15 protein-coding genes are annotated in these 20,701 nt (G+C 40.7%); 14 read left to right on the forward strand and 1 reads right to left on the reverse strand.

Annotated features, from left to right (window positions below; genetic code table 11):
* The first annotated feature begins 36 nt into the window (after window positions 1–36).
* The 4 genes from IJI01_RS04055 (at window position 37) to IJI01_RS04070 (ending at window position 5,952) form a co-directional block, all read left to right on the forward strand.
* Window positions 37–1,860 carry a cellulase family glycosylhydrolase gene (locus tag IJI01_RS04055; protein WP_292186230.1) on the forward strand — a complete coding sequence of 608 codons (1,824 nt, stop codon included), beginning with the start codon at window positions 37–39 and terminating at the stop codon, window positions 1,858–1,860.
* A 157-nt stretch (window positions 1,861–2,017) separates the two neighbouring features.
* Window positions 2,018–2,455 (forward strand): dUTP diphosphatase, encoded by a 438-nt coding sequence (locus IJI01_RS04060; RefSeq protein ID WP_292186233.1) that lies wholly within the window; start codon window positions 2,018–2,020, stop codon window positions 2,453–2,455.
* Between the two features lie 133 nt (window positions 2,456–2,588).
* Complete coding sequence (gene gltX / locus IJI01_RS04065; protein ID WP_292186236.1) at window positions 2,589–4,052, forward strand: glutamate--tRNA ligase; 1,464 nt, start codon at window positions 2,589–2,591, stop codon at window positions 4,050–4,052.
* Window positions 4,042–5,952, forward strand: coding sequence for an ATP-dependent helicase (locus tag IJI01_RS04070; protein WP_292186239.1), 1,911 nt, complete (start codon window positions 4,042–4,044; stop codon window positions 5,950–5,952). The genes gltX and IJI01_RS04070 overlap by 11 nt, the downstream gene beginning before the upstream one ends.
* Here IJI01_RS04070 and IJI01_RS04075 read toward each other — a convergent pair.
* A complete protein-coding gene (locus IJI01_RS04075; protein WP_292186243.1) occupies window positions 5,883–6,245 on the reverse strand; it encodes a DUF1292 domain-containing protein in 363 nt (120 codons plus the stop codon). The two genes, IJI01_RS04070 and IJI01_RS04075, sit on opposite strands and share 70 nt — an antisense overlap.
* A gap of 121 nt (window positions 6,246–6,366) precedes the next feature.
* Here IJI01_RS04075 and IJI01_RS04080 point away from each other — a divergent pair, with 121 nt between their 5' ends.
* The 10 genes from IJI01_RS04080 (at window position 6,367) to mreC (ending at window position 20,701) form a co-directional block, all read left to right on the forward strand.
* Complete coding sequence (locus tag IJI01_RS04080; protein ID WP_292186246.1) at window positions 6,367–8,331, forward strand: alpha-amylase family glycosyl hydrolase; 1,965 nt, start codon at window positions 6,367–6,369, stop codon at window positions 8,329–8,331.
* A complete protein-coding gene (gene pepT / locus IJI01_RS04085) occupies window positions 8,318–9,562 on the forward strand; it encodes a peptidase T (RefSeq protein ID WP_292186248.1) in 1,245 nt (414 codons plus the stop codon). Before IJI01_RS04080 ends, pepT begins: the two co-directional genes overlap by 14 nt.
* A gap of 30 nt (window positions 9,563–9,592) precedes the next feature.
* A complete protein-coding gene (gene miaB, locus IJI01_RS04090) occupies window positions 9,593–11,047 on the forward strand; it encodes a tRNA (N6-isopentenyl adenosine(37)-C2)-methylthiotransferase MiaB (protein WP_292186251.1) in 1,455 nt (484 codons plus the stop codon).
* Between the two features lie 97 nt (window positions 11,048–11,144).
* Complete coding sequence (mutS, locus tag IJI01_RS04095) at window positions 11,145–13,787, forward strand: DNA mismatch repair protein MutS (RefSeq protein ID WP_292186926.1); 2,643 nt, start codon at window positions 11,145–11,147, stop codon at window positions 13,785–13,787.
* Window positions 13,788–15,818: a DNA mismatch repair endonuclease MutL gene (mutL, locus tag IJI01_RS04100; RefSeq protein ID WP_292186253.1), complete on the forward strand. Its 2,031-nt coding sequence runs from the start codon at window positions 13,788–13,790 to the stop codon at window positions 15,816–15,818. It begins immediately after the preceding gene.
* 1 nt (window position 15,819) lies between these two features.
* Window positions 15,820–16,758, forward strand: coding sequence for a tRNA (adenosine(37)-N6)-dimethylallyltransferase MiaA (miaA, locus tag IJI01_RS04105; protein WP_292186255.1), 939 nt, complete (start codon window positions 15,820–15,822; stop codon window positions 16,756–16,758).
* On the forward strand, window positions 16,739–18,034 hold the full coding sequence (locus IJI01_RS04110; protein ID WP_292186257.1) for a methionine gamma-lyase family protein: 1,296 nt from the start codon (window positions 16,739–16,741) through the stop codon (window positions 18,032–18,034). Before miaA ends, IJI01_RS04110 begins: the two co-directional genes overlap by 20 nt.
* Window positions 18,035–18,103: 69 nt before the next feature.
* Window positions 18,104–18,817, forward strand: a complete 714-nt coding sequence (gene radC, locus IJI01_RS04115) for a RadC family protein (RefSeq protein WP_292186260.1) — start codon at window positions 18,104–18,106, stop codon at window positions 18,815–18,817.
* A 10-nt stretch (window positions 18,818–18,827) separates the two neighbouring features.
* Complete coding sequence (locus IJI01_RS04120) at window positions 18,828–19,832, forward strand: rod shape-determining protein (RefSeq protein ID WP_292186263.1); 1,005 nt, start codon at window positions 18,828–18,830, stop codon at window positions 19,830–19,832.
* Window positions 19,832–20,701 (forward strand): rod shape-determining protein MreC, encoded by an 870-nt coding sequence (gene mreC, locus IJI01_RS04125; RefSeq protein WP_292186265.1) that lies wholly within the window; start codon window positions 19,832–19,834, stop codon window positions 20,699–20,701. Before IJI01_RS04120 ends, mreC begins: the two co-directional genes overlap by 1 nt.

Raw genomic sequence — 20,701 nt, forward strand, 5'->3', positions numbered from 1 at the left:
CTGTGGATGGTAACAAATTATATGGAGGGTTAGTCAATGCATAAGAGCACTAAATCTTATGGCAAAAAAGCATTGATTGGAGCACTGTCAGCTGTACTTGTACTTACAGGCTTTGGCGGCTTAACTATTGGAGCAAATGCAGCAGAAACTAGCAACTATGCTAGCTCAGCAGCTACAAATTTAACAACTGAATATACCATCAATAACTGGGGCTCAGGTTATCAAGTTCTTATCAAGGTTAAAAATGATACAACTAAGAGAGCTGATAGCTGGACTCTTAACGTAAGCAAAAATGATGTTGGAATAGATTCTAGCTGGAATGTAAAGATTAAAGAAGATGGAAATTATTATGTTATCACTCCTATGGAGTGGAACAGTGTAATTGAGCCAGGACAGGCTGTAGAATTCGGTATTCAGGGTTCTAGCCATATTGGTTCTAAGGTAGAAATTCTTGTAAATGGACAGGCTTCTGCATCAGAGCCAGATGAGCCAATCATCGTTGAGCCTGATCCAGATCCAGTTGATCCTGATGAACCAATTATCGTTGTTCCTGATCCTGATCCAGTTCCAGACCCAACTCCAATTGAGCACGGTGATGCTATTGTTGGTGATGACTGGCTTCATACAGATGGACATAGAATCCTTGATCAGTATGGTAACGAAGTATATCTTACAGGTGCTAACTGGTTTGGCTTTAACTGCTCAGAGAGAGTATTCCATGGACTTTGGAGCGCTAACATGAAAACAGTTGTAGAAGGTATGGCTGATCACGGTATTAACCTTGTGAGAGTACCTATTTCTACAGAGCTTTTATTTGAGTGGAAGTCAGGCAAGAACGTTAAAGTTAACGTAAACACTTATGCAAATCCTGAGCTTAAAAGAGCTGACGGCTCTGACATGGGCTCAAGAGAAATCTTTGATGTTTTCCTTGCTCTTTGCAAAGAAAATGGTATCAAGGTAATGATGGACTGCCACAGTGCAGATGCCAATAACTCAGGTCACAATTACAATGTATGGTATGGCCCTAAGGGCTTTACAACAGCGGATTGGATCGAGGGATGGACATGGTTTGTTAATGAGTACAAGAATGATGATACAATCATCGCTTGCGACCTTAAGAACGAGCCTCACGGCAAATTCTCACAGTCTGAAGCAGTATCTGCTAAGTGGGATGATTCTACAGATGAGAACAACTGGAGATATGCAGCAAGCCGTTGCGGTAAGGCAATCCTTGCAGTTAATCCTAAGCTTCTTATCATGGTAGAAGGTATTGAGGAGACTCCAAGAGCAGGATATGACTATAATTCCGGCACACAGGATCCTAACGCTACAGAAGATCAGCTCAAGTATTACGGCGGCTGGTGGGGTGGAAACCTCAGAAATGCTGGCGAATATCCTGTAGACCTCGGTGCATACCAGAGTCAGCTCGTATATTCACCTCATGACTACGGCCCACTTGTATATGAGCAGTCATGGTTCAAGAAGGACTTCTCTGAAAAGACTCTTCTCAATGACGTTTGGTATGACAGCTGGTTCTATCTTCAGGACAAAGACATTGCACCACTTCTTATCGGCGAGTGGGGCGGATTCATGGATGGCGGCAGCAATGAGAAGTACCTTAACATTATGGCCGAGTTCATTGCCAAGAATCACATCAATCATACCTTCTGGTGCATCAATCCTAACTCTGGTGACACAGGCGGACTTCTTGAAGGCGACTGGGTAACATGGGATGCTGCCAAGTACAACATGATGAAAAAGACTCTTTGGTCAGATTCACGTACTGGCAATTTTGTAGGTCTTGACCATGAGATTCCACTTGGATCAAAGGGTGAGACAGTAACAGCTTACTATAGATAATATCTTTTCTTCATACACTTTCAAAAGTACCAGTCACTGCGGACACCGCAGTGGCTGGTATTTCATGTAGTGACTTTTTATACTATAAAGCTATAATAGAAATTGAATGTTTATGATAAAATAATACATAATTTTAAATTAGAAACTGGGGAGTAACATGAACAAAACAATAAAGATCAAATATTTTAACGACAAGATTGAGAAACTTCAGTATATAGATGGCAAATCTGACTGGATAGACCTTAGGAGCGCTGAGGATATTGACCTCAAGCAGGGAGAATTTAAGCTTGTTCCACTTGGAATAGCAATGGAGATTCCAGAGGGCTATGAAGCACATGTAGTGCCTAGAAGCTCAACCTTCAAGAACTTTGGAGTAATACAGGCCAACAGCATGGGCGTTATCGATCACTCATATTGCGGAGATAATGATCAGTGGTTTATGCCTGTAATTGCTATGCGCGATACACATATCAGCTTTAATGATCGTATTTGCCAGTTCCGCATTATGGAGAATCAGCCTCACATTGATTTTGAGGAATGTGATCACCTTGAAGGCGCTGATAGAGGCGGTTTTGGTTCAACAGGCAAGAACTGATATTTTGTTAATAGTTCTTTTGACACTTGTATAAGATTGTGCTATAAAAGAAACTTGCGGCATATTTGAATTACCTGTTTAGATATGTATAAATTGGTATAAACTTAAATTTTATTTTATATAGGAGAAAACAATGAAAATTCGTACAAGATATGCACCAAGCCCAACAGGCCGTATGCATGTAGGAAATCTTAGAACAGCTCTTTATGCTTACCTTATTTCCAAGCATGAGGGTGGAGACTATATCCTTAGAATTGAGGATACTGACCAGGAGCGTTTTGTAGAGGGCGCAACTGAGATTATCTATCAGACACTTAAGGATACAGGACTTGTTCATGATGAAGGTCCAGATATCGGTGGCCCAGTAGGTCCTTATGTTCAGAGTGAGAGACAGAAGGCCGGTATTTACATGCAGTATGCCAAGGAGCTTGTAGACAAGGGCGAGGCTTATTACTGTTTCTGTGATGAGGAGAGACTTGCTACTCTTGTACAGGAGATAGATGATGGCAACGGTGGCAAGAAGCAGATCAGTGTTTATGACAAGCACTGCCTCCACTTATCCAAGGAAGAGGTTGAGAAGAACCTTGCTGAGGGTAAGCCATTTGTTATCAGACAGAATAACCCAACAGAGGGTACAACTACATTCCATGATGAACTTTACGGAGATGTAACAGTTGAGAACAAAGAGCTTGATGACATGATCCTTATCAAGTCAGATGGTTATCCAACATATAACTTTGCTAACGTTGTTGATGATCACCTTATGGGAATCACACACGTTGTTCGTGGTAACGAGTATATTTCTTCATCACCTAAGTACAACAGACTTTATGATGCATTTGGATGGGAAGTTCCTAAGTATATTCACTGCCCACTTATCACTGATGAGGAGCACCACAAGCTCTCTAAGAGAAGCGGACATTCTTCATTCGAGGATCTTATCGAGCAGGGCTTTATTGCAGAGGCAGTTGTTAACTTTGTAGCTCTTCTTGGATGGTCACCAGATGACAACCAGGAGATCATGAGCCTTCAGGAGCTTATTGAGAAGTTTGATTATACACGTATCAACAAGTCACCTGCTGTATTTGACTATACTAAGCTCAAATGGATGAACGGTGAGTATCTCAAGGCTATGGATGAGGATAAGTTCTTTGAGATGGCTAAGCCTTATCTTGAGAAAGTTATCAAGAAGCCTCTTGATCTTAAGAAAATTTCTAACATGGTTAAGACTCGTATCGAGATCTTCCCTGATATCGAGGGTATGGTAGATTTCTTTGAGGAGATGCCTGAGTATGATACAGCTATCTTTGCTCACAAGAAGATGAAGACTAACGAGGAGACATCACTTGCAGTTCTCAAAGAGGTACTTCCACTTCTTGAGGCACATGATGATTACACTAACGATTCTCTGTTTGCTCTTTTGTCAGATTACATCAAGTCTCACGAGTACAAGAATGGTTACGTTCTCTGGCCAGTAAGAATTGCTGTATGTGGTAAGGAGATGACTCCATGTGGAGCTACTGAACTCATGGAAGTTATCGGTAAGGACGAGACAATCGCCAGAATTAAGAAGAGTATTGCACTTCTTGAGAAATAATATAAATGGTAATGCCGCTCAGATGGAGGCTATTCTCCATAAAGATGGCCCTGCAATGGTTCTTGCAGGGCCAGGGAGCGGCAAAACCTTTGTTATAGTACAAAGACTAAAGCATTTGATCGAGGAGTGTTCAGTAGATCCTTCATCAGTTTTAGTAATAACCTTCACGAAAGCTGCAGCAATAGAGATGCAGCACAGATTCTATAAGATTACAGATTCTCTTTATCCTGAGGTGTGTTTTGGCACATTTCATTCTGTTTTTTATCAGATAATTCGTCAATCGAATCCATCTAATAAACTTAAAATAGCCAGTGAGAAAGATAAGTACAGATTTGTTAAGGATATTATCCTCAAATTATCGTCTGTGCATGATATTGATAAACAGGAATGTACTGATGCTGTTGAAATGATAGGGGATATTATCTCTGAAATTTCCAGGATCAAGAATACTGGAGAAGCACCTGATAAGCATCAGGAAAGCGTTCCATTATCTAAATATTTTACAGCTATTTACAATGAATATAATGAGCTACTTAGAGAGTTTGGTCTGATTGATTTTGATGACATGATTCTTCGCTGCTACGAGCTTTTACAAAAAGATAAAAGCCTTCTTGATATGTGGAGCAGGAGATTTAAGTATGTTCTAATCGATGAGTATCAGGATATAAATCTCATGCAGTATAAGGTTATAAGGCTTCTGTGCAGGACTAATAATCTCTTTGTTGTAGGAGATGATGACCAGTCTATATATGGCTTTAGAGGCTCTGACCCTGGAATAATGCAGAAGTTCACAGAGCAGTTTGAAGGGCAGAGTCCTAAAATCATAAATTTAAATATCAACTATAGATGCGCAAAAATAATATTATACGCATCGAATGATCTTATAAAAGAAAACATCATACGACTTAATAAGGAGCTAAGGCCTGACACAGCAAGCCCTAATGGCTTTGTTTATCCCAGAAAGTATATAAATAAAAAGCATCAAAGCGCAGCCATTATCAAGTTTCTCAAGGATAATATGGATAAACTTGATACCATAGCTTTTATTTTCAGGACTAATTCAGAAGCTCTTGCACTGGCTGGAGAGTGTAAGATGTACGGGATTCCTACTAATCTTGATAATTACGCTAAGTCTTTTACCGATTCTCCAGCTGTTAAGCTATGCGAGAGCTACCTAAGGTTTGCATATGAGGGCAAAAAGAGGGAGTTCTTTTTACGGATTATGAATAACCCCAACAGATATATCAGCAGAAGTGCGTTATCCAAGGATGCGGTAAGCGAAGCTGAGCTATTAAAGTATTATCGTGGTAATCATGAGAGGATAAAAGAAATTGAAAAGCTATTCAGACAGATAAACATGATAGCTCATATGAGACCAGCTCTTTCCATAAGGTTTCTGAGAAATGAGATTGGTATAGATAAGCTCTTTTCAAAGGAGATAAGCGCACTTGATGAGCTGAGCGAGCTGTCAAAAAAGATTCCTGATAATACGCTTTTATTAAAAGAACTGGACAGGATAAAGGAAGAAAGTATTGATACAGACTCAAAGGGCAAGGCTGTAAATAAAGGAAAGTGTGTAAGACTCCTAACAATGCACGGATCTAAGGGGCTTGAGTTTGATATAGTATGGCTCCCAGGTCTGAATGAAGGCGTTATTCCAAGCAGAAGCTCAGTTACAAAGGAGCAGATAGAAGAAGAGCGCCGAATGCTCTATGTCGGAATGACAAGGGCTAAATCAGCGCTCATAATGTCGTATTGTACCGGAAATAGTGAGAATCCGATGCTACCTTCAAGGTTCCTAAGGCCCCTCAGGCATTTATGGGAAAAAAATTATTCTTCTCCGTCAAGTCCTTCTTCTGGGAGCTCTACGAGCTCATCGAACTCAACATCGTCAAGATAGAGGTCAAAAGCTTCTGATACAGCCTCGTACTCAGCATCATCACTTATATAGCCAAGTTCAGGCTCTTTATCTGATCCATCCCAGATAAATTCATAGAACCAGACATTTCCATCATGATTCTGACCATTTTTATCAAGTGGTAAAAGAACTATGTAATCTTTATCGTTAACAGTAAGCACGATCATAATGGCGCAATTAACGATTTCGCCGTGATCAAGCTCGATTTCAACTGTTTCCTGCTCGCCATTCTCGATTCTGGTGTTCATTTCGGTTGCAATCTTAGAAAATTCCATATTTTATGCCTCCTTGTGGAATTTGTTCTCGTATATGTCGATTATAGCATAGTTTATTAGCATATAAAGCTTTTTTGTGGTAAAATATTACGGCATATGTGAAAGATTGGGAGTATGAAAAATGCGTGGGAAATTTGAGATTTGCAATGAGAAGCCATATCCTCTCGGCTGTTATATCGATTACGACAAGAGTCTGGTAGTTCGCACTATTTTCGGGGATAACAAGAAGTGCGGAATTACGCTGTATAAGTCGGAGGGGAGCAAGATTGTAGATATTCTGTCTATTTCTTTTCCTAAGTCCTTTAAGAGAGGGGCTATTTATTCTGCGAGGATTAGAGGAATAGAGAACATTGATGAATATGACTCCTACAATTATTTTGCGGATGATTCATATTTTTGTGATTCCTATGCCAAGCATGTTATAGGTCTTGAGAAGTTCGGGACAGATGTTCCTGATAATGAGATCAGAGCCAAGCTTGATAATAAGTCCCTTCATTCACATTCTGAAGTATGTTTTGACTGGGGAAGCGATGCTAATCCTCATATTCCGTATGAGAATAGCTTTGTATATCTTTTGAATGTCAGAGGTTTTACTAAGAGCGCCAGTAGTGGTGTTACAAGTTCCAAGAGAGGAACCTTTGGCGGAATAATTGAGAAAATCCCATATCTCAAGGAGCTTGGTGTTACAACTATAGAGCTGATGCCTGCTTATGAGATGAATGAGGTTGAGAACCCTGTTAAAAAGGTTAAGGCTATAGGCAATAAAGTCATCTATTCCAAGGATGGAAGCCTTTTAAATGAAAACGAGATTACCAGAAAAGTAAACTTCTGGGGCTATAAAAAGGGCTATTATTTTGCTCCAAGAACTGCTTTCTGCGAGAATCCTTGTGATGCAGAAAATGAGTTTAAGAGTTTTGTTAAGACACTTCATGAAAACGGACTTGAAGTTATTATGCAGTTCTTTTTCGAGGAGAACGAGAACGAATCTCTTATAATCGATGCTCTTAGATTCTGGAGATGCACCTATCACGTTGATGGATTCCATCTCAAGGGCTCAAGAGTTCCTATCAGACAGATAGTTAAGGAGCCTTTATTTACAGATGCCAAGATATGGTACGACTGGTTTGATACAGGAGATATCTATGGTGGCAAAACGCCTGATGAGCGCGTTCTTGCTATATATAACCACTCATTTATGTATGCGAGCCGTAGATTCTTAAAGAGCGACGATAATACAGCTAATGATTTCCTCAAAGCTATGATAAATAATGGCTGCGACAACGGCGTTATCAATTATATATGTGATTACGAGGGCTTCAGACTTGCTGACCTTGTGACCTATGAGCACAAGCACAACGAGGAAAACGGTGAGAACAACAAGGACGGCACAGACAACAATCTCAGCTGGAACTGTGGTATCGAGGGCCGTACAAGGAAGCACAATATATTAGAGCTTCGTAAGAAGCAGATGAAGAACATCCTGACCATGCTCTTTATGGCTCAGGGAACACCGATGCTCTTTAGCGGTGATGAATTTGGTAATTCACAGTCAGGTAATAACAATCCTTATTGCCAGGACAACGAAATTGGCTGGGTTGACTGGCGTGCTCTTGATAAGAACAGAGATGTTTTTGAGTATGTTAAGAGTATTGTGAATCTTAGATTTGCGCATAGCTTTTTGCATAATCATAAGCCTTATAAGCTTATGGACTATATATCCTGTGGTTACCCTGATCTTTCCTGTCATGGCAAAGAGGCATGGAGACCTGATTTATCTGGATATAGCCATATTCTTGGCATGCTGTACTGTGGTTTATACGATAAAAAAGCAGCTGACAAGCCATTTATTTATGCTTGTTACAACATGCACTGGGCAAAAAATGAATTTGCTCTTCCTAAGCTTCCTGATGGGCTTCGCTGGAGTCTTCTGATGGATACTGGGGATTTGAATGGTAAGACGCTCGGGGTACAGGACCCAGAGTTTAATGTTCTGGACGAGAGAAGCGCTAGGATTTATATAAGCGAAATCGATCCAGATTATAAAAAGAAAAAGGAAACAAAGAGAAAGAAAAATGGCAAAAATTGACGTAATCGAAAAATTTCTTAGGTATGTTAAAATCGACACTCAGTCTGATGACACAACTGGCACATCACCATCTACAATGAAACAGCATGATCTGGCTAAACTTCTTGCTGACGAGCTTACACAGATTGGTGCTTCTGACGTTTTCTATGACAAGGAGCACTGCTATGTATATGCCAGTATTCCATCTAACATTGATGATGGCAAGGACAGACCAGCAATTGGCTTTGTGGCACATATGGATACTTCTGATGAAGTAAGCGGCAAGGATGTTAAGCCTCGTATTGTTGATAACTACGAGGGAACAGACATAGTTCTCAATGCTGAGGAGAAGGTTGTTTTATCACCTAAGGATTTCCCTGAGCTTCTTAATCACATCGGAGAAGACCTCATTGTTACAGATGGTACAACACTTCTTGGTGCTGACGATAAGGCCGGAGTTTCTGAGATCATGACTATGGCTGAGACTCTTTTGACTAATCCTGATTTAAGGCATGGCGATATTAAGATCGCCTTTACTCCGGATGAGGAGATTGGCGCTGGAACAGCTTTCTTTGATATTGATAGATTTGGTGCCAAGTACGCATATACAGTTGATGGTGGCAAGCTTGGAGAACTCGAGTACGAGAACTTCAATGCTGCTGAGGGTAATATCAAGGTTAACGGTAGAAGCGTTCATCCTGGCGATGCCAAGAACAAGATGATAAATGCAGCGCTTCTTTGCTATGAGTTCCATGCTCTTTTACCTGCATTCCAGAATCCTATGTATACAGAGAAAAGAGAAGGCTTCTTCCACCTTACTGAGGTTAATGGCGGAACAGAGAAGGCTAGCGCATCATATATTATAAGAGACCATGATGAAGCTCTTTTTGCTCAGAAGAAAGAACTGTTTGTGGCTGCTGCTGAATATCTTAACAAGAAATATGGAGAGGGCACAGTAGAAGTCGAGGTTCACGATCAGTACTACAACATGATCGATAAGATCCGTCCTCACATGCACCTTGTTGATAATGCCAAGAAGGTTATGACAGAGCTTGGAATCACACCTATTGATTCTCCTATCAGAGGCGGCACAGATGGTGCAGCGTTGTCTTACAAGGGACTTCCATGTCCTAACCTCTGCACAGGCGGCTATAACTATCATGGCAAGTATGAGTACGCTTCAATCCAGGAAATGAGGAAGGTTGTAGATATCCTTCTTGGAATCGTTGATGCGTATGGTACTAAGTTTTAATATGTTTTTTTTTAGAAAGAGTTTTTGGTAATGAGTAAAGAAATAAATGTTTTAAATAGTAATAAAAATGAGATCACAGATGCAGAGAGCCTTAGACAGCTTGAGTTTATCGAGAAGGCCAAAGCTTATGTTGCTGACAAGGAAAAAGAGCTTGGCAGAAAGCTTACAGCCTGCGTTGTAACCTTTGGTTGTCAGATGAATGCAAGAGATTCTGAGAAGCTTCTAGCAATCCTTCGTCTTGTAGGCTACGAAGAGTCTGAGTCTGAGAATGCTGACTTTGTAATTTACAACACCTGCACAGTAAGAGATAACGCAGATCAGAGAGTGTATGGACGTCTTGGTGCATGTAGTAATTTCAAGAAAAAGAATCCTGATATGAAGATAGCTCTTTGTGGCTGCATGATGCAGGAGCAGACAGCAGTTGAGAAGATTCAGAAGAGCTACAGATTTGTTGATCTTATTTTCGGAACACATAATATCTATAAATTTGCTGAGCTACTTTGCACTTGTCTTGAGTCAGACAGAATGATAATCGATATTTGGAAAGAGACAGACAAGATTGTTGAAGACCTTCCAGTTCTTCGTAAGTACCCATTTAAGTCAGGCGTAAACATTATGTTTGGCTGCAACAACTTCTGTACTTACTGTATTGTTCCTTATGTTAGAGGTCGTGAGAGATCCAGATCTCCTAAGGATATCGTAAGAGAGTGTGAGAAGCTCGTTGCTGATGGAGTTAAAGAGGTTATGCTCCTTGGTCAGAACGTTAACTCTTATGGTCTTGATTTCAAGGATGATGATCCTAATAAGATAAGCTTCCCAGAGCTTCTTGAAGAGGTTTGCAAGGTACAGGGACTTGAGAGAATCAGATTTATGACTCCTCATCCCAAGGACTTCTCTGATGAGCTTCTTGATGTAATCGAGAGAAATCCTAAACTTGCAAGACATATCCATCTGCCACTTCAGTCAGGAAGTACAGAAATCCTTCGCCGTATGAACCGTAAGTATACCAAGGATTCATATCTTGCACTTGTAGATAAGATCAGGACTAAGCTTCCTGATGTTGCTATTACAACTGATATTATCGTTGGCTTCCCTGGTGAGACACCAGCTGACGTGGACGAGACTATAGATGTAGTTAAGAAGGCTTCTTTTGATAATGCCTTTACATTTATCTATTCCAAGAGAACAGGAACACCTGCTGCCGGCTTCCCAGATCAGGTGCCAGAGGCAGAGGTTAAAGAGAACTTCGACAGACTTCTTAAGGTTGTTCAGAAAACAGCAAGAACACAGTCTGAAAAGCTTACAGGAGTAACCGAGAAGGTTCTCGTTGAGAGTGTTAACGAGCAGGATAACAGCCTCGTTACAGGCAGACTTAGCAATAACACACTGGTTCACTTCCCAGGTGATGAGTCACTTATTGGCGAGCTTGTTGATGTTAAGCTTGTGGAATGCCACGGATTCTACTTTACAGGGGAAAGAGTCTGAATCTGATCTATTTTATTTAAAATGAGTTACAAGGGGAATTTTTGTTGTGGAGAGCAGCGCTACTTTTGATACGGTTGATATAGAAAAAGTATCACCTATGATGCAGCATTATCTGCAGACCAAAAAGGAAAACAAAGACTGTATCCTTTTTTACAGATTAGGGGATTTTTATGAGCTCTTTTTTGACGATGCACAGGTTGCATCTAAAGAGCTTGAATTAACACTTACAGGTAAGGCCTGTGGCCTTGAAGAGAGAGCTCCGATGTGCGGAGTTCCTTTTCATGCTGTGGATTCTTATCTGACCAAGCTCGTTGGCAGAGGCTATAAGGTCGCTATCTGCGAGCAGACTGAGGATCCCAAGCTTGCTAAGGGAATTGTTAAAAGAGAAGTTACCAGAATCGTAACTCCTGGAACAAACCTTAATATGCAGGCTCTTGAAGAGACTAAGAACAATTACATCATGAGCATATTGTATTCACCTGATAATATCGGTATTTCCATAGCTGATGTTACAACTGGTGATTATTATCTGACTGAGGTTGATTCCTTAAGAGAAGCGCTTGATGAAATTGGCAAATATGTGCCTTCTGAGATCATCTGCAATGAGTCTTTTTCTGTTAGCGGCGTGGATATGGAAGATTTACGTAACAGAATGCAGATCTTCGTCAATCCACTGGATGCAAGATACTTTGATGAGGATAGCAGCAAGAGACTTCTGATGAAGCACTTTAAGGTGTCATCTCTTATCGGCCTTGGTGTTGATGACTTCCCTAACGGCGTAGTTGCTGCTGGTGCGCTTTTGCAGTATCTGATCGATATGCAGAAGTCTGATGTCAACAACATCACCCATATTTATCCATACCTTGCAAGTAAGTTCATGCTTCTTGATAGCTCTACAAGACGTAACCTTGAGCTTGTAGAGACAATGCGAGATAAGCAAAAGAGAGGAACTCTTTTGTGGGTGCTTGATAAGACCAAGACAGCCATGGGAGCCAGAACTCTCAGGAGCTTTATTGAGCAGCCTCTTATTGACAGAGAAGAGATATTAAAGAGACAGAGCGCTGTTGAGAGCCTTGTTAAGAACGTAGTTTCAAGAGAAGAGATCAGAGAATACCTTGGACCTATCTATGACCTAGAGAGACTTATGTCCAAGATTGTATATAAGACTGCCAATCCAAGAGATCTTCTGGCATTCAGGAATTCTATCAGCATGATTCCTGCAATTAAGACAGCTCTTTTGGATGTACAGGATAATGCAGAACTTTCTGCGCTTCAGGAAAGACTCGATGCTCTTAGAGATATTTATGAGCTCATCGATCAGGCAATCGTTGAAGAGCCACCTCTTGCAATTAAAGAGAGTGGAATCATCAAGGAAGGCTTTGATGCAGATATAGATCATTTCAGAGAAGCTGGAACCAATGGTAAGACCTGGCTTGCTGAGATGGAAGAAAAGGAAAGAGATAAGACAGGAATCAAGAACCTCAGGATCAAGTACAGTAATGTATTTGGCTACTCCTTTGAGGTTACAAACTCCTTTAAGGATAAGGTTCCTGATTACTTTATACGTAAGCAGACACTCACAAACTGCGAGAGATATACAACACCTGAATTAAAAGAGCTTGAAGATACAATCCTAAATGCTCAGGATAAGCTCAATAACCTTGAGTACGAGATGTTCTGTAAGATAAGAGATTCAATAGCTCTTGAGATCGACAGAATACAGACTACTGCCAAGGCTATAGCCCTTCTTGATGTATATTCTTCCCTTGCATATGTTGCCGAAAAGAATCACTATGTTAAGCCATCAATAAATGAAGAGGGTATTATCAACATCAAGGAAGGCAGACACCCAGTAGTTGAGAAGATGCTTGATACATCTGATATGTTCATTTCTAATGACACATATCTTGATAATAAAAAGCATTGTATCTCTATTATCACAGGACCTAACATGGCTGGTAAGTCCACATACATGCGACAGACAGCACTTATTGTTCTGATGGCTCAGATAGGAAGTTTTGTTCCTGCTACCAAGGCTGATATGTGCGTAGTAGACAGGATATTTACAAGAGTTGGAGCCAGCGACGATCTCGGAAGTGGACAGTCAACCTTCATGGTAGAGATGAATGAGGTAGCCAATATCCTCAGGAACGCAACCCCGGATTCACTTCTTATCCTTGATGAGATAGGAAGAGGAACAAGTACCTATGACGGACTTGCAATTGCCTGGGCTGTAACAGAGCATATCTCTAACAGGAAGATTCTTGGAGCCAAGACACTGTTTGCTACTCACTATCACGAGCTTACAGAGCTTGAAGGTAAAATGGATAACGTCAATAACTACTGTATTGCAGTTAAGGAAAATGGCGACGACATTGTCTTTTTACGTAAGATTGTTAAGGGCGGCGCTGATAAGAGCTATGGTATTCAGGTAGCCAAGCTTGCAGGCGTTCCTGACATGGTAATAGACAGAGCCAAAGAGATTGTTACTGAGCTTACAGATAACGATATTACCGAAAAGGTTCAGAGTATCGCCAAGGAAAACAAAGGTGATAAAAAGGTTAAGGTTAAGCACTACGATGAGGTTGATACTCATCAGATGTCACTGTTTGATACTGTGACAGACGAAGATGTACTTAAGAGGCTTCAGGAGATTGATATTACAACACTGACGCCAATGGATGCTTTAAATACGCTTTACAAATTACAAAGTGACTTAAAGAACAGGTGGAAAAGCTAAATGGCCTTTATAAATGAGCTGGATAAAAATACTATAGATCAGATTGCTGCTGGTGAGGTTGTAGAAAGACCTGCCAGCGTTGTAAAAGAGCTGGTTGAAAACGCCATAGATTCAGGCGCTACAGCAGTTACTGTTGAGATTAAGGGCGGCGGAATCGATATGATCCGCGTTACTGACAATGGAAGCGGTATCGAGAAGAGCCAGATTCGTAAAGCTTTTAAGAGACATGCAACCAGTAAGCTCAAGAATATAGATGATCTGTTCAGTATTCATTCTCTGGGCTTTAGAGGTGAAGCGCTTTCCAGTATTTCATCTGTTGCTCAGGTGGATTGCATCACCAAGACAAAAGATGACCTTACAGGCACCAGATATTCAATAAATGGTGGCGAAGAGGTAGGAATGGAGGAGATTGGAGCTCCTGATGGAACAAGCTTTATCATCAGGAATCTCTTTTACAATACTCCAGCCAGGAAGAAGTTCCTCAAGACTCCTCAGACAGAAGGAAGCTATATAGGGGATGTTATGGAGCATCTTGCTCTTGATAATCCCACTATTTCTTTTCACTACATCAATAATAAGGATGATAAGTTCTCAACTTCAGGAAATGGCGATCTCAAGGAGCTTATCTATAGAATCTTTGGAAGAGATGTGAGCGTAAGCGTTCGTCCGATAAACGTATCTGATCACGGGATCACTGTTGAGGGATATCTTGGCGAGCCTACGCTTAACAGATCAAATAGGAACTTTGAGATTTTCTTTGTTAATGGTAGATACGTTAAGGACAAGATCATTTCAAAGGCTCTTGAAGAGGGCTACAAGCAGTATCTTATGATGCACAAGTTCCCTTTTGCCATCCTTCACATCAGAATGGACCCTTCAATGGTTGATGTTAACGTGCACCCTGCCAAGCTTGAAGTAAGATTCAATAATCAGGCTCTTTTGTATGATTTCATCAAGACAAGTGTTGAGAATGTTCTGAGCGCGCAGGAAATGATCCCGGATGCTCTGTTATCCAGTAAGGATGATGAGGCTACTAAGAAAGCTGCCAAAGAAGCTACTGTAGAGCCTGTTAATGTTAATGCAGCAGCTGAAAGAGTAGATGGCAGCGAAAAGGTATCTGTTCAGGCGTCAATAGATACTGATACTGAAGAAAAGGTCGTTAAGAAGACAGCACCACAGCCTTTTGAGCGAGTTCGTTTCGAAGAAAATAAGGTAGCTGAGAGCGAACCAGTTTATGCTACTGGAGTAAAGGAAAAACCAATCAAGATTGAGGACGTTAACAAATCAGCAGTCTGGACAAGGATATTTGGAGACCTTGATGGCTCCAAGGCAGAGAAGAACGAGCGCCCATCACCAATAATCAAGCATCAGGATGCGATTGTTGTTGAGAAAAAGCCAGTTCAGCTTAATCTCTTTGATGAAAAGGTTCTTACTAAAGAAAATGTCAAGGAATATGAGATTCTTGGACAGATTTTTGGAACCTACTGGATCATTGGCTTTAAGGATAAGATGTTCATGGTTGATCAGCATGCTGCTCACGAGAAGGTCAACTATGAGAGAATGATGAAGAGATACAAGGCGGGAGACATCCTTTCTCAGATGGTCAATCCTCCTGTTATTGTAACTTTATCGGCTGCTGAAGAAGAAGTATTCCTTGAGTACAGGCAGTATTTTGAAAAGCTTGGCTTTAATATTGAGAATTTTGGTGGTCATGAATATGCCATGAGAGCTATTCCGATAGATCTTTTTGGCTGTGACAGTGAAAAAGAGATGTTCCAGGAGATTCTGGATGAATTGTCACGAGAGACCAACCTTGACAGAACACCAGATGTAATCAACTATAAGATTGCCAGCATGGCGTGCAAGGCTTCTGTTAAGGGTAATACCAGAATGACAAGAGAAGAGATGGAAGCTCTTTTGGATGAGCTTTTAGAACTTGATAATCCGTATAACTGCCCACATGGCAGACCTACGATTATCTCAATGAGCAAATATGAGATTGATAAGAAGTTTAAGAGAGTAGTTGAATAATATGCAAAAACTTATTGTTCTCACAGGGCCTACGGCCGTTGGAAAATCAAAACTATCTATAGAACTTGCAAAGAGACTTGGCGGAGAGATAATCTCCGCTGATTCTATGCAGGTCTATAAATATATGAATATTGGAACAGACAAGATAAGCCCTGAGAAGATGGGAGGAGTAAGACACCATCTTATAGACTTTTTGGAGCCTACAGAGGACTTTAATGTCTTTACCTTCCAAAAGCTTGTAAAAGAGGCTATAGCAGATATAGCATCCAGAGGGAAGGTTCCAATCATCGTTGGCGGAACAGGCTTTTATATTCAGGCGGTTCTTTACGATATTGATTTTACAGAAACTGATGAGGACGATAGCTACAGACATTTACTAGAGGAGAGAGCCAGAATTGAAGGCGTTCACGTTCTTCATGAGGAGCTTAGGGCAGTGGATCCTGTTTCTGCTGAGATTATTCATGAGAATAACTCAAAGAGGGTTATAAGAGCTTTGGAATACTTCCATAAGACAGGAAAGCCTATTTCTGAGCACAATGAAGAGCAGCACCAGCGCACCTCTCCCTATGATTTTAGATATTTCGTATTGACAGATGAGAGAAAAACGCTATACTCTCGCATAGACAAAAGAGTAGATCAGATGATAGAAGAAGGTCTTGTGGATGAGGTTAAATCCCTTGAACAGTACAACATCCCAAGGACAGCTACATCAATGCAGAGTCTTGGCTACAGAGAAATCATTGGCTACCTTGATGGTGAGTATGATCTTGATAGGGCTATTTACCTTATCAAGCTTAATACAAGACATTTTGCCAAGAGACAGCTCACGTGGTTTAGACGTGAGAAGGATGTGATCTGGATTGATAAGAATGAATTTGGTCACGATGATGAATTAATTTTGAAAGAGATGATTAGGATTTATGAAGAAGGAAATGTATAAAGCACTTGGAATATCTGACGCAGTAGTTGATTTTGGCGAGAAGATTCTAAGTGATCTGGAAGAAAGATTTAAGAAGATTGATGAAAACGCTGAATATAACCAGCTTAAGGTTCTCAAGGCAATGCAGGATAACAAGGTTTCAGAGGCCTGCCTTCTAGGAACAACTGGTTATGGTTACAATGATATCGGTAGAGAGAAGCTTGAGGCTGTATATGCATCTGTTTTCCATACAGAGGATGCACTTGTAAGACCTCAGATCACTTGTGGTACACATGCTCTTGCACTTGCGCTTATGAGTAACCTTCGCCCTGGTGATATGCTCTTTTCACCAGTTGGTAAGCCATACGATACGCTTGAAGAGGTTATTGGTATTAGACCATCTAAGGGTTCTCTTGCTGAATATGGTGTCATCTATGCTCAGGTAGACCTTCTTCCAGATGGAGCCTTTGATTTTGACAATATCAAAAAGACTCTTCTTGAGAATGACAATATTAAGCTTTGTACTATCCAGAGATCTAAGGGATATCAGACAAGACCAACTCTTTCTGTAGACAGAATTGGCGAGCTTATTTCTTTTATCAAATCAATTAAAAAAGATGTTATCTGCATGGTAGATAACTGCTACGGCGAATTTGTTGATATCAAGGAGCCTACTGATGTGGGTGCTGATATGGTTGTTGGATCTCTTATCAAGAATCCAGGCGGCGGACTTGCTCCTATTGGTGGCTATATTGCAGGAACTAAGGAATGTGTTGAGAATGCAGCCTTCAGACTTACTTCTCCTGGACTTGGAAAAGAGGTTGGTGCTTCTCTTGGAATTCTTCCTCAGTTCTATCAGGGATTCTTCCTTGCTCCAACAGTAACTGCTTCTGCTCTTAAGGGAGCTATATTTGCAGCAAATGTATATGAGAAGCTTGGCTTTGATGTATGTCCAAATGCTACTGAGCCAAGACACGATATTATTCAGGCTGTGACTTTTGGAAGAGCAGACGGCGTAATTGCTTTCTGTCAGGGCGTTCAGGCAGCTGCTCCAGTAGATTCCTTCGTTGCTCCAGAGCCATGGGATATGCCTGGATATGATGCTCAGGTTATTATGGCTGCAGGTGCATTTGTATCTGGATCATCTATTGAGCTTTCAGCTGATGGCCCTATCAAAGAGCCTTATTCAGTGTTCTTTCAGGGTGGTCTTACATGGCCTCACGCTAAACTCGGCATACTTAAGACTCTTCAGAGCCTTGTTGATGCGGGAATAGTGTCAGAATCTTGTTTAAACTAAACTTTATATGTGATAAAATATATAGTGGTCTTTTTCTGATTGTCTGGAGTTAATATCGGAAGGAGATTCATGAAATCATTTAATACACTACTTGCTGAAAATGCAGTGTACAGAGAAGGGCTTCCCTACGAGAGATTTTTGGCCTATGGACCTGAGAGTCTCACGGATGCTGAACTTCTGGCAATCATTATCAGAACTGGCAGTAGCACAAGCTCACCGGTTGATATAGCCGGTCAGATAATGGAGATGGGAAGAGGCAAGGAAAAAGGGCTCAATGCACTTTTTTCTCTATCCATGGATGAACTTATGGGCATTCATGGAATCGGTCAGGTCAAGGCGGTCAAACTCAAATGTATCGCTGAGCTTGCCAAGAGAATGTCTGCGCAGAAGAGGGAAAGCGTATTTAATTGCAATAATCCAGCTGATGTTGCAGAGCATTACATGGAAAGGCTTCGCCACGAGGAGCGAGAGAAGGTAATTCTTTTATGCCTCGACAATAAACTTAATCTTATTGAGGAATGTCTTTTATCCATGGGAACCGTTAATTCAGCAAGTCTTTCACCAAGAGATGTGTTTATGCATGCTCTTAAGTGCGGAGCTTCAGGCATTATACTTCTGCACAATCATCCGACTGGAGATCCTACTCCTAGCAGAGCGGATGTTTCAATCACCAATAAAATTAGTCAGTCAGGCAATATGCTTGATATAAGACTTAGAGATCATATTATTATAGGAGACAGGTCATTTTGCAGCCTTAAAGAAAAAGGCATGCTGTGGCAATAAGGAGGACGTTTTGGGTAATATTTTTGGAATCGATCTTGGAACCAGCAACATCAAGATTTACAACAGGGATGAGGATTCTCTTACAGTTGAGAAGAATATGATTGCTATCGAGAATAAGACTAATGTCTTTGCGTATGGCAATTCTGCATATGAGATGTATGAGAAGGCTCCAGATAAGATTAAGATAACTTATCCTCTTAACAGCGGTGTTATCGCTGATATTGAGCATATGGAGACTTTAGTTAAGCTCTTTTTGACAGATCAGATGAAGGGCTCTGTTAAGCCTTGTGAGGTTTATATTGCAGTACCTAAGGATGTAACAGAGGTTGAGAGAAGAGCTTTCCATGACCTTATCAATGACGCTGGCATCAAGGCCAAGAAGATCATGATGGTTAAGAAGCCTCTTGCAGATGGTCTTGGAATGAACGTAGACGTTATGAACTCCCAGGGTGTTCTTGTTGTTAACGTTGGTTATGACACAACTGAGATTTCTATTCTTTCACTTCGTGGAATCGTAGTAAGTAAGCTTATCAAGGTTGGTGGTAAGAAGTTCGATGAGTCAATCAGAAACGTTATCCGTAAGGAGTTTGGACTTCTCATCGGTGAGAAGACTTCTGAGGCTGTTAAGATCTCTCTTAAGGATCTTGAGAAGGAAGGTAAGGACGCTGTTGTTTATGGAAGAGACATTGTTACAGGACTTCCTGTTGAGCGTAAGATTCCTACAGAGCTTCTGAACCAGGCTCTGATTGAGAACTTTGATGCAATTCTTGATAACATCAAGGCTGCACTTGAGAAAACTCCACCAGAGCTTGCTGCTGATATCTTTAAGCATGGTCTTTATCTTACTGGTGGTGCATCACAGGTATGCCACCTCGCACAGAGACTTAGCAATGGCGTAGGACTTAACGTTAATATTGCTGAGAATCCAGTGGGATCAGGAGCACTTGGACTTGCCAAGATCATCAAGGAAGACCAGTATAAAGCTCTTGCATATGGAATTGAAGAGGATAAATAATGAGTCCCATTATCAAGAGAAGAGGAGAAGATTTTACATTACCAAGTAAATATCTCCTCTTTATTTTAACAGTGCTATGCACAGGAATGATAATCATAACGTTTAATACTAATCTGTTTACAGGCCCGCTTAATTCTTTTGCAGGCATTTTTGTTGTGCCATTTCAGAAGGGTATTACAACTGTTGGGACTTACCTTAGGAATACTACAGATAAGCTTTCATCTATTACACAGCTTCTTGATGAAAACGAGAGACTCAAAAATGAGATCGATGAGCTTACTATAGCTAATACAACACTTGAACAGGAAAAATATGAGCTGATAGAGCTTCGTAATATGTATCAGCTTGATGATCCTTATGAGAGATACGACAAGATCGGTGCCCGTATTATTGCCAAGGATGCTGGTAACTGGTATCACGCTTTTGTAATTGATAAGGGTTCTGACGACGGACTTGCTATTGATATGAATGTCATGGCTAATGGCGCGCTTGTTGGAAGAATTATAGATGTAGGTCCTGACTGGGCTAAGGTTCAGTCTATTATTGCTGATAACGCATCTGTAAGTGGAATGGTTCTGTCATCATCAGATAATCTTATTGTTTCTGGTGACCTTGAGCTATACAAACAGGGACTTATCAGATTTTCCAAGCTTGTTGATGATGTAGACAAGGTTAGCATAGGAGATAAGATTGTTACATCAAACATTAGTGACAAATACTTGCCGGGTATTCTTGTAGGATATATTTCTACAATTGATGATGATTCAAACAACCTGACCAAGTCTGGCACAATGACTCCAGCTGTTGATTTTGAGCATCTTAACATTGTTTTGGTGTTACTTGAACTTAAGAAAAATGTTACTGACTAA

The sequence above is a fragment of the Butyrivibrio sp. genome, assembly GCF_017433805.1.
Lineage (GTDB): Bacteria > Bacillota > Clostridia > Lachnospirales > Lachnospiraceae > Butyrivibrio.

Coding starts and splice junctions, on each gene's coding strand:
- gltX (WP_292186236.1), top strand. CDS start 2,589: ATGAAAATTCGTACAAGATATGCACCAAGCCCAACAGGCCGTATGCAT.
- pepT (WP_292186248.1), top strand. CDS start 8,318: ATGGCAAAAATTGACGTAATCGAAAAATTTCTTAGGTATGTTAAAATC.
- radC (WP_292186260.1), top strand. CDS start 18,104: ATGAAATCATTTAATACACTACTTGCTGAAAATGCAGTGTACAGAGAA.
- mreC (WP_292186265.1), top strand. CDS start 19,832: ATGAGTCCCATTATCAAGAGAAGAGGAGAAGATTTTACATTACCAAGT.
- mutL (WP_292186253.1), top strand. CDS start 13,788: ATGGCCTTTATAAATGAGCTGGATAAAAATACTATAGATCAGATTGCT.
- IJI01_RS04110 (WP_292186257.1), top strand. CDS start 16,739: ATGAAGAAGGAAATGTATAAAGCACTTGGAATATCTGACGCAGTAGTT.
- mutS (WP_292186926.1), top strand. CDS start 11,145: ATGATGCAGCATTATCTGCAGACCAAAAAGGAAAACAAAGACTGTATC.
- miaA (WP_292186255.1), top strand. CDS start 15,820: ATGCAAAAACTTATTGTTCTCACAGGGCCTACGGCCGTTGGAAAATCA.
- miaB (WP_292186251.1), top strand. CDS start 9,593: ATGAGTAAAGAAATAAATGTTTTAAATAGTAATAAAAATGAGATCACA.
- IJI01_RS04060 (WP_292186233.1), top strand. CDS start 2,018: ATGAACAAAACAATAAAGATCAAATATTTTAACGACAAGATTGAGAAA.
- IJI01_RS04080 (WP_292186246.1), top strand. CDS start 6,367: ATGCGTGGGAAATTTGAGATTTGCAATGAGAAGCCATATCCTCTCGGC.
- IJI01_RS04075 (WP_292186243.1), bottom strand. CDS start 6,245: ATGGAATTTTCTAAGATTGCAACCGAAATGAACACCAGAATCGAGAAT.
- IJI01_RS04055 (WP_292186230.1), top strand. CDS start 37: ATGCATAAGAGCACTAAATCTTATGGCAAAAAAGCATTGATTGGAGCA.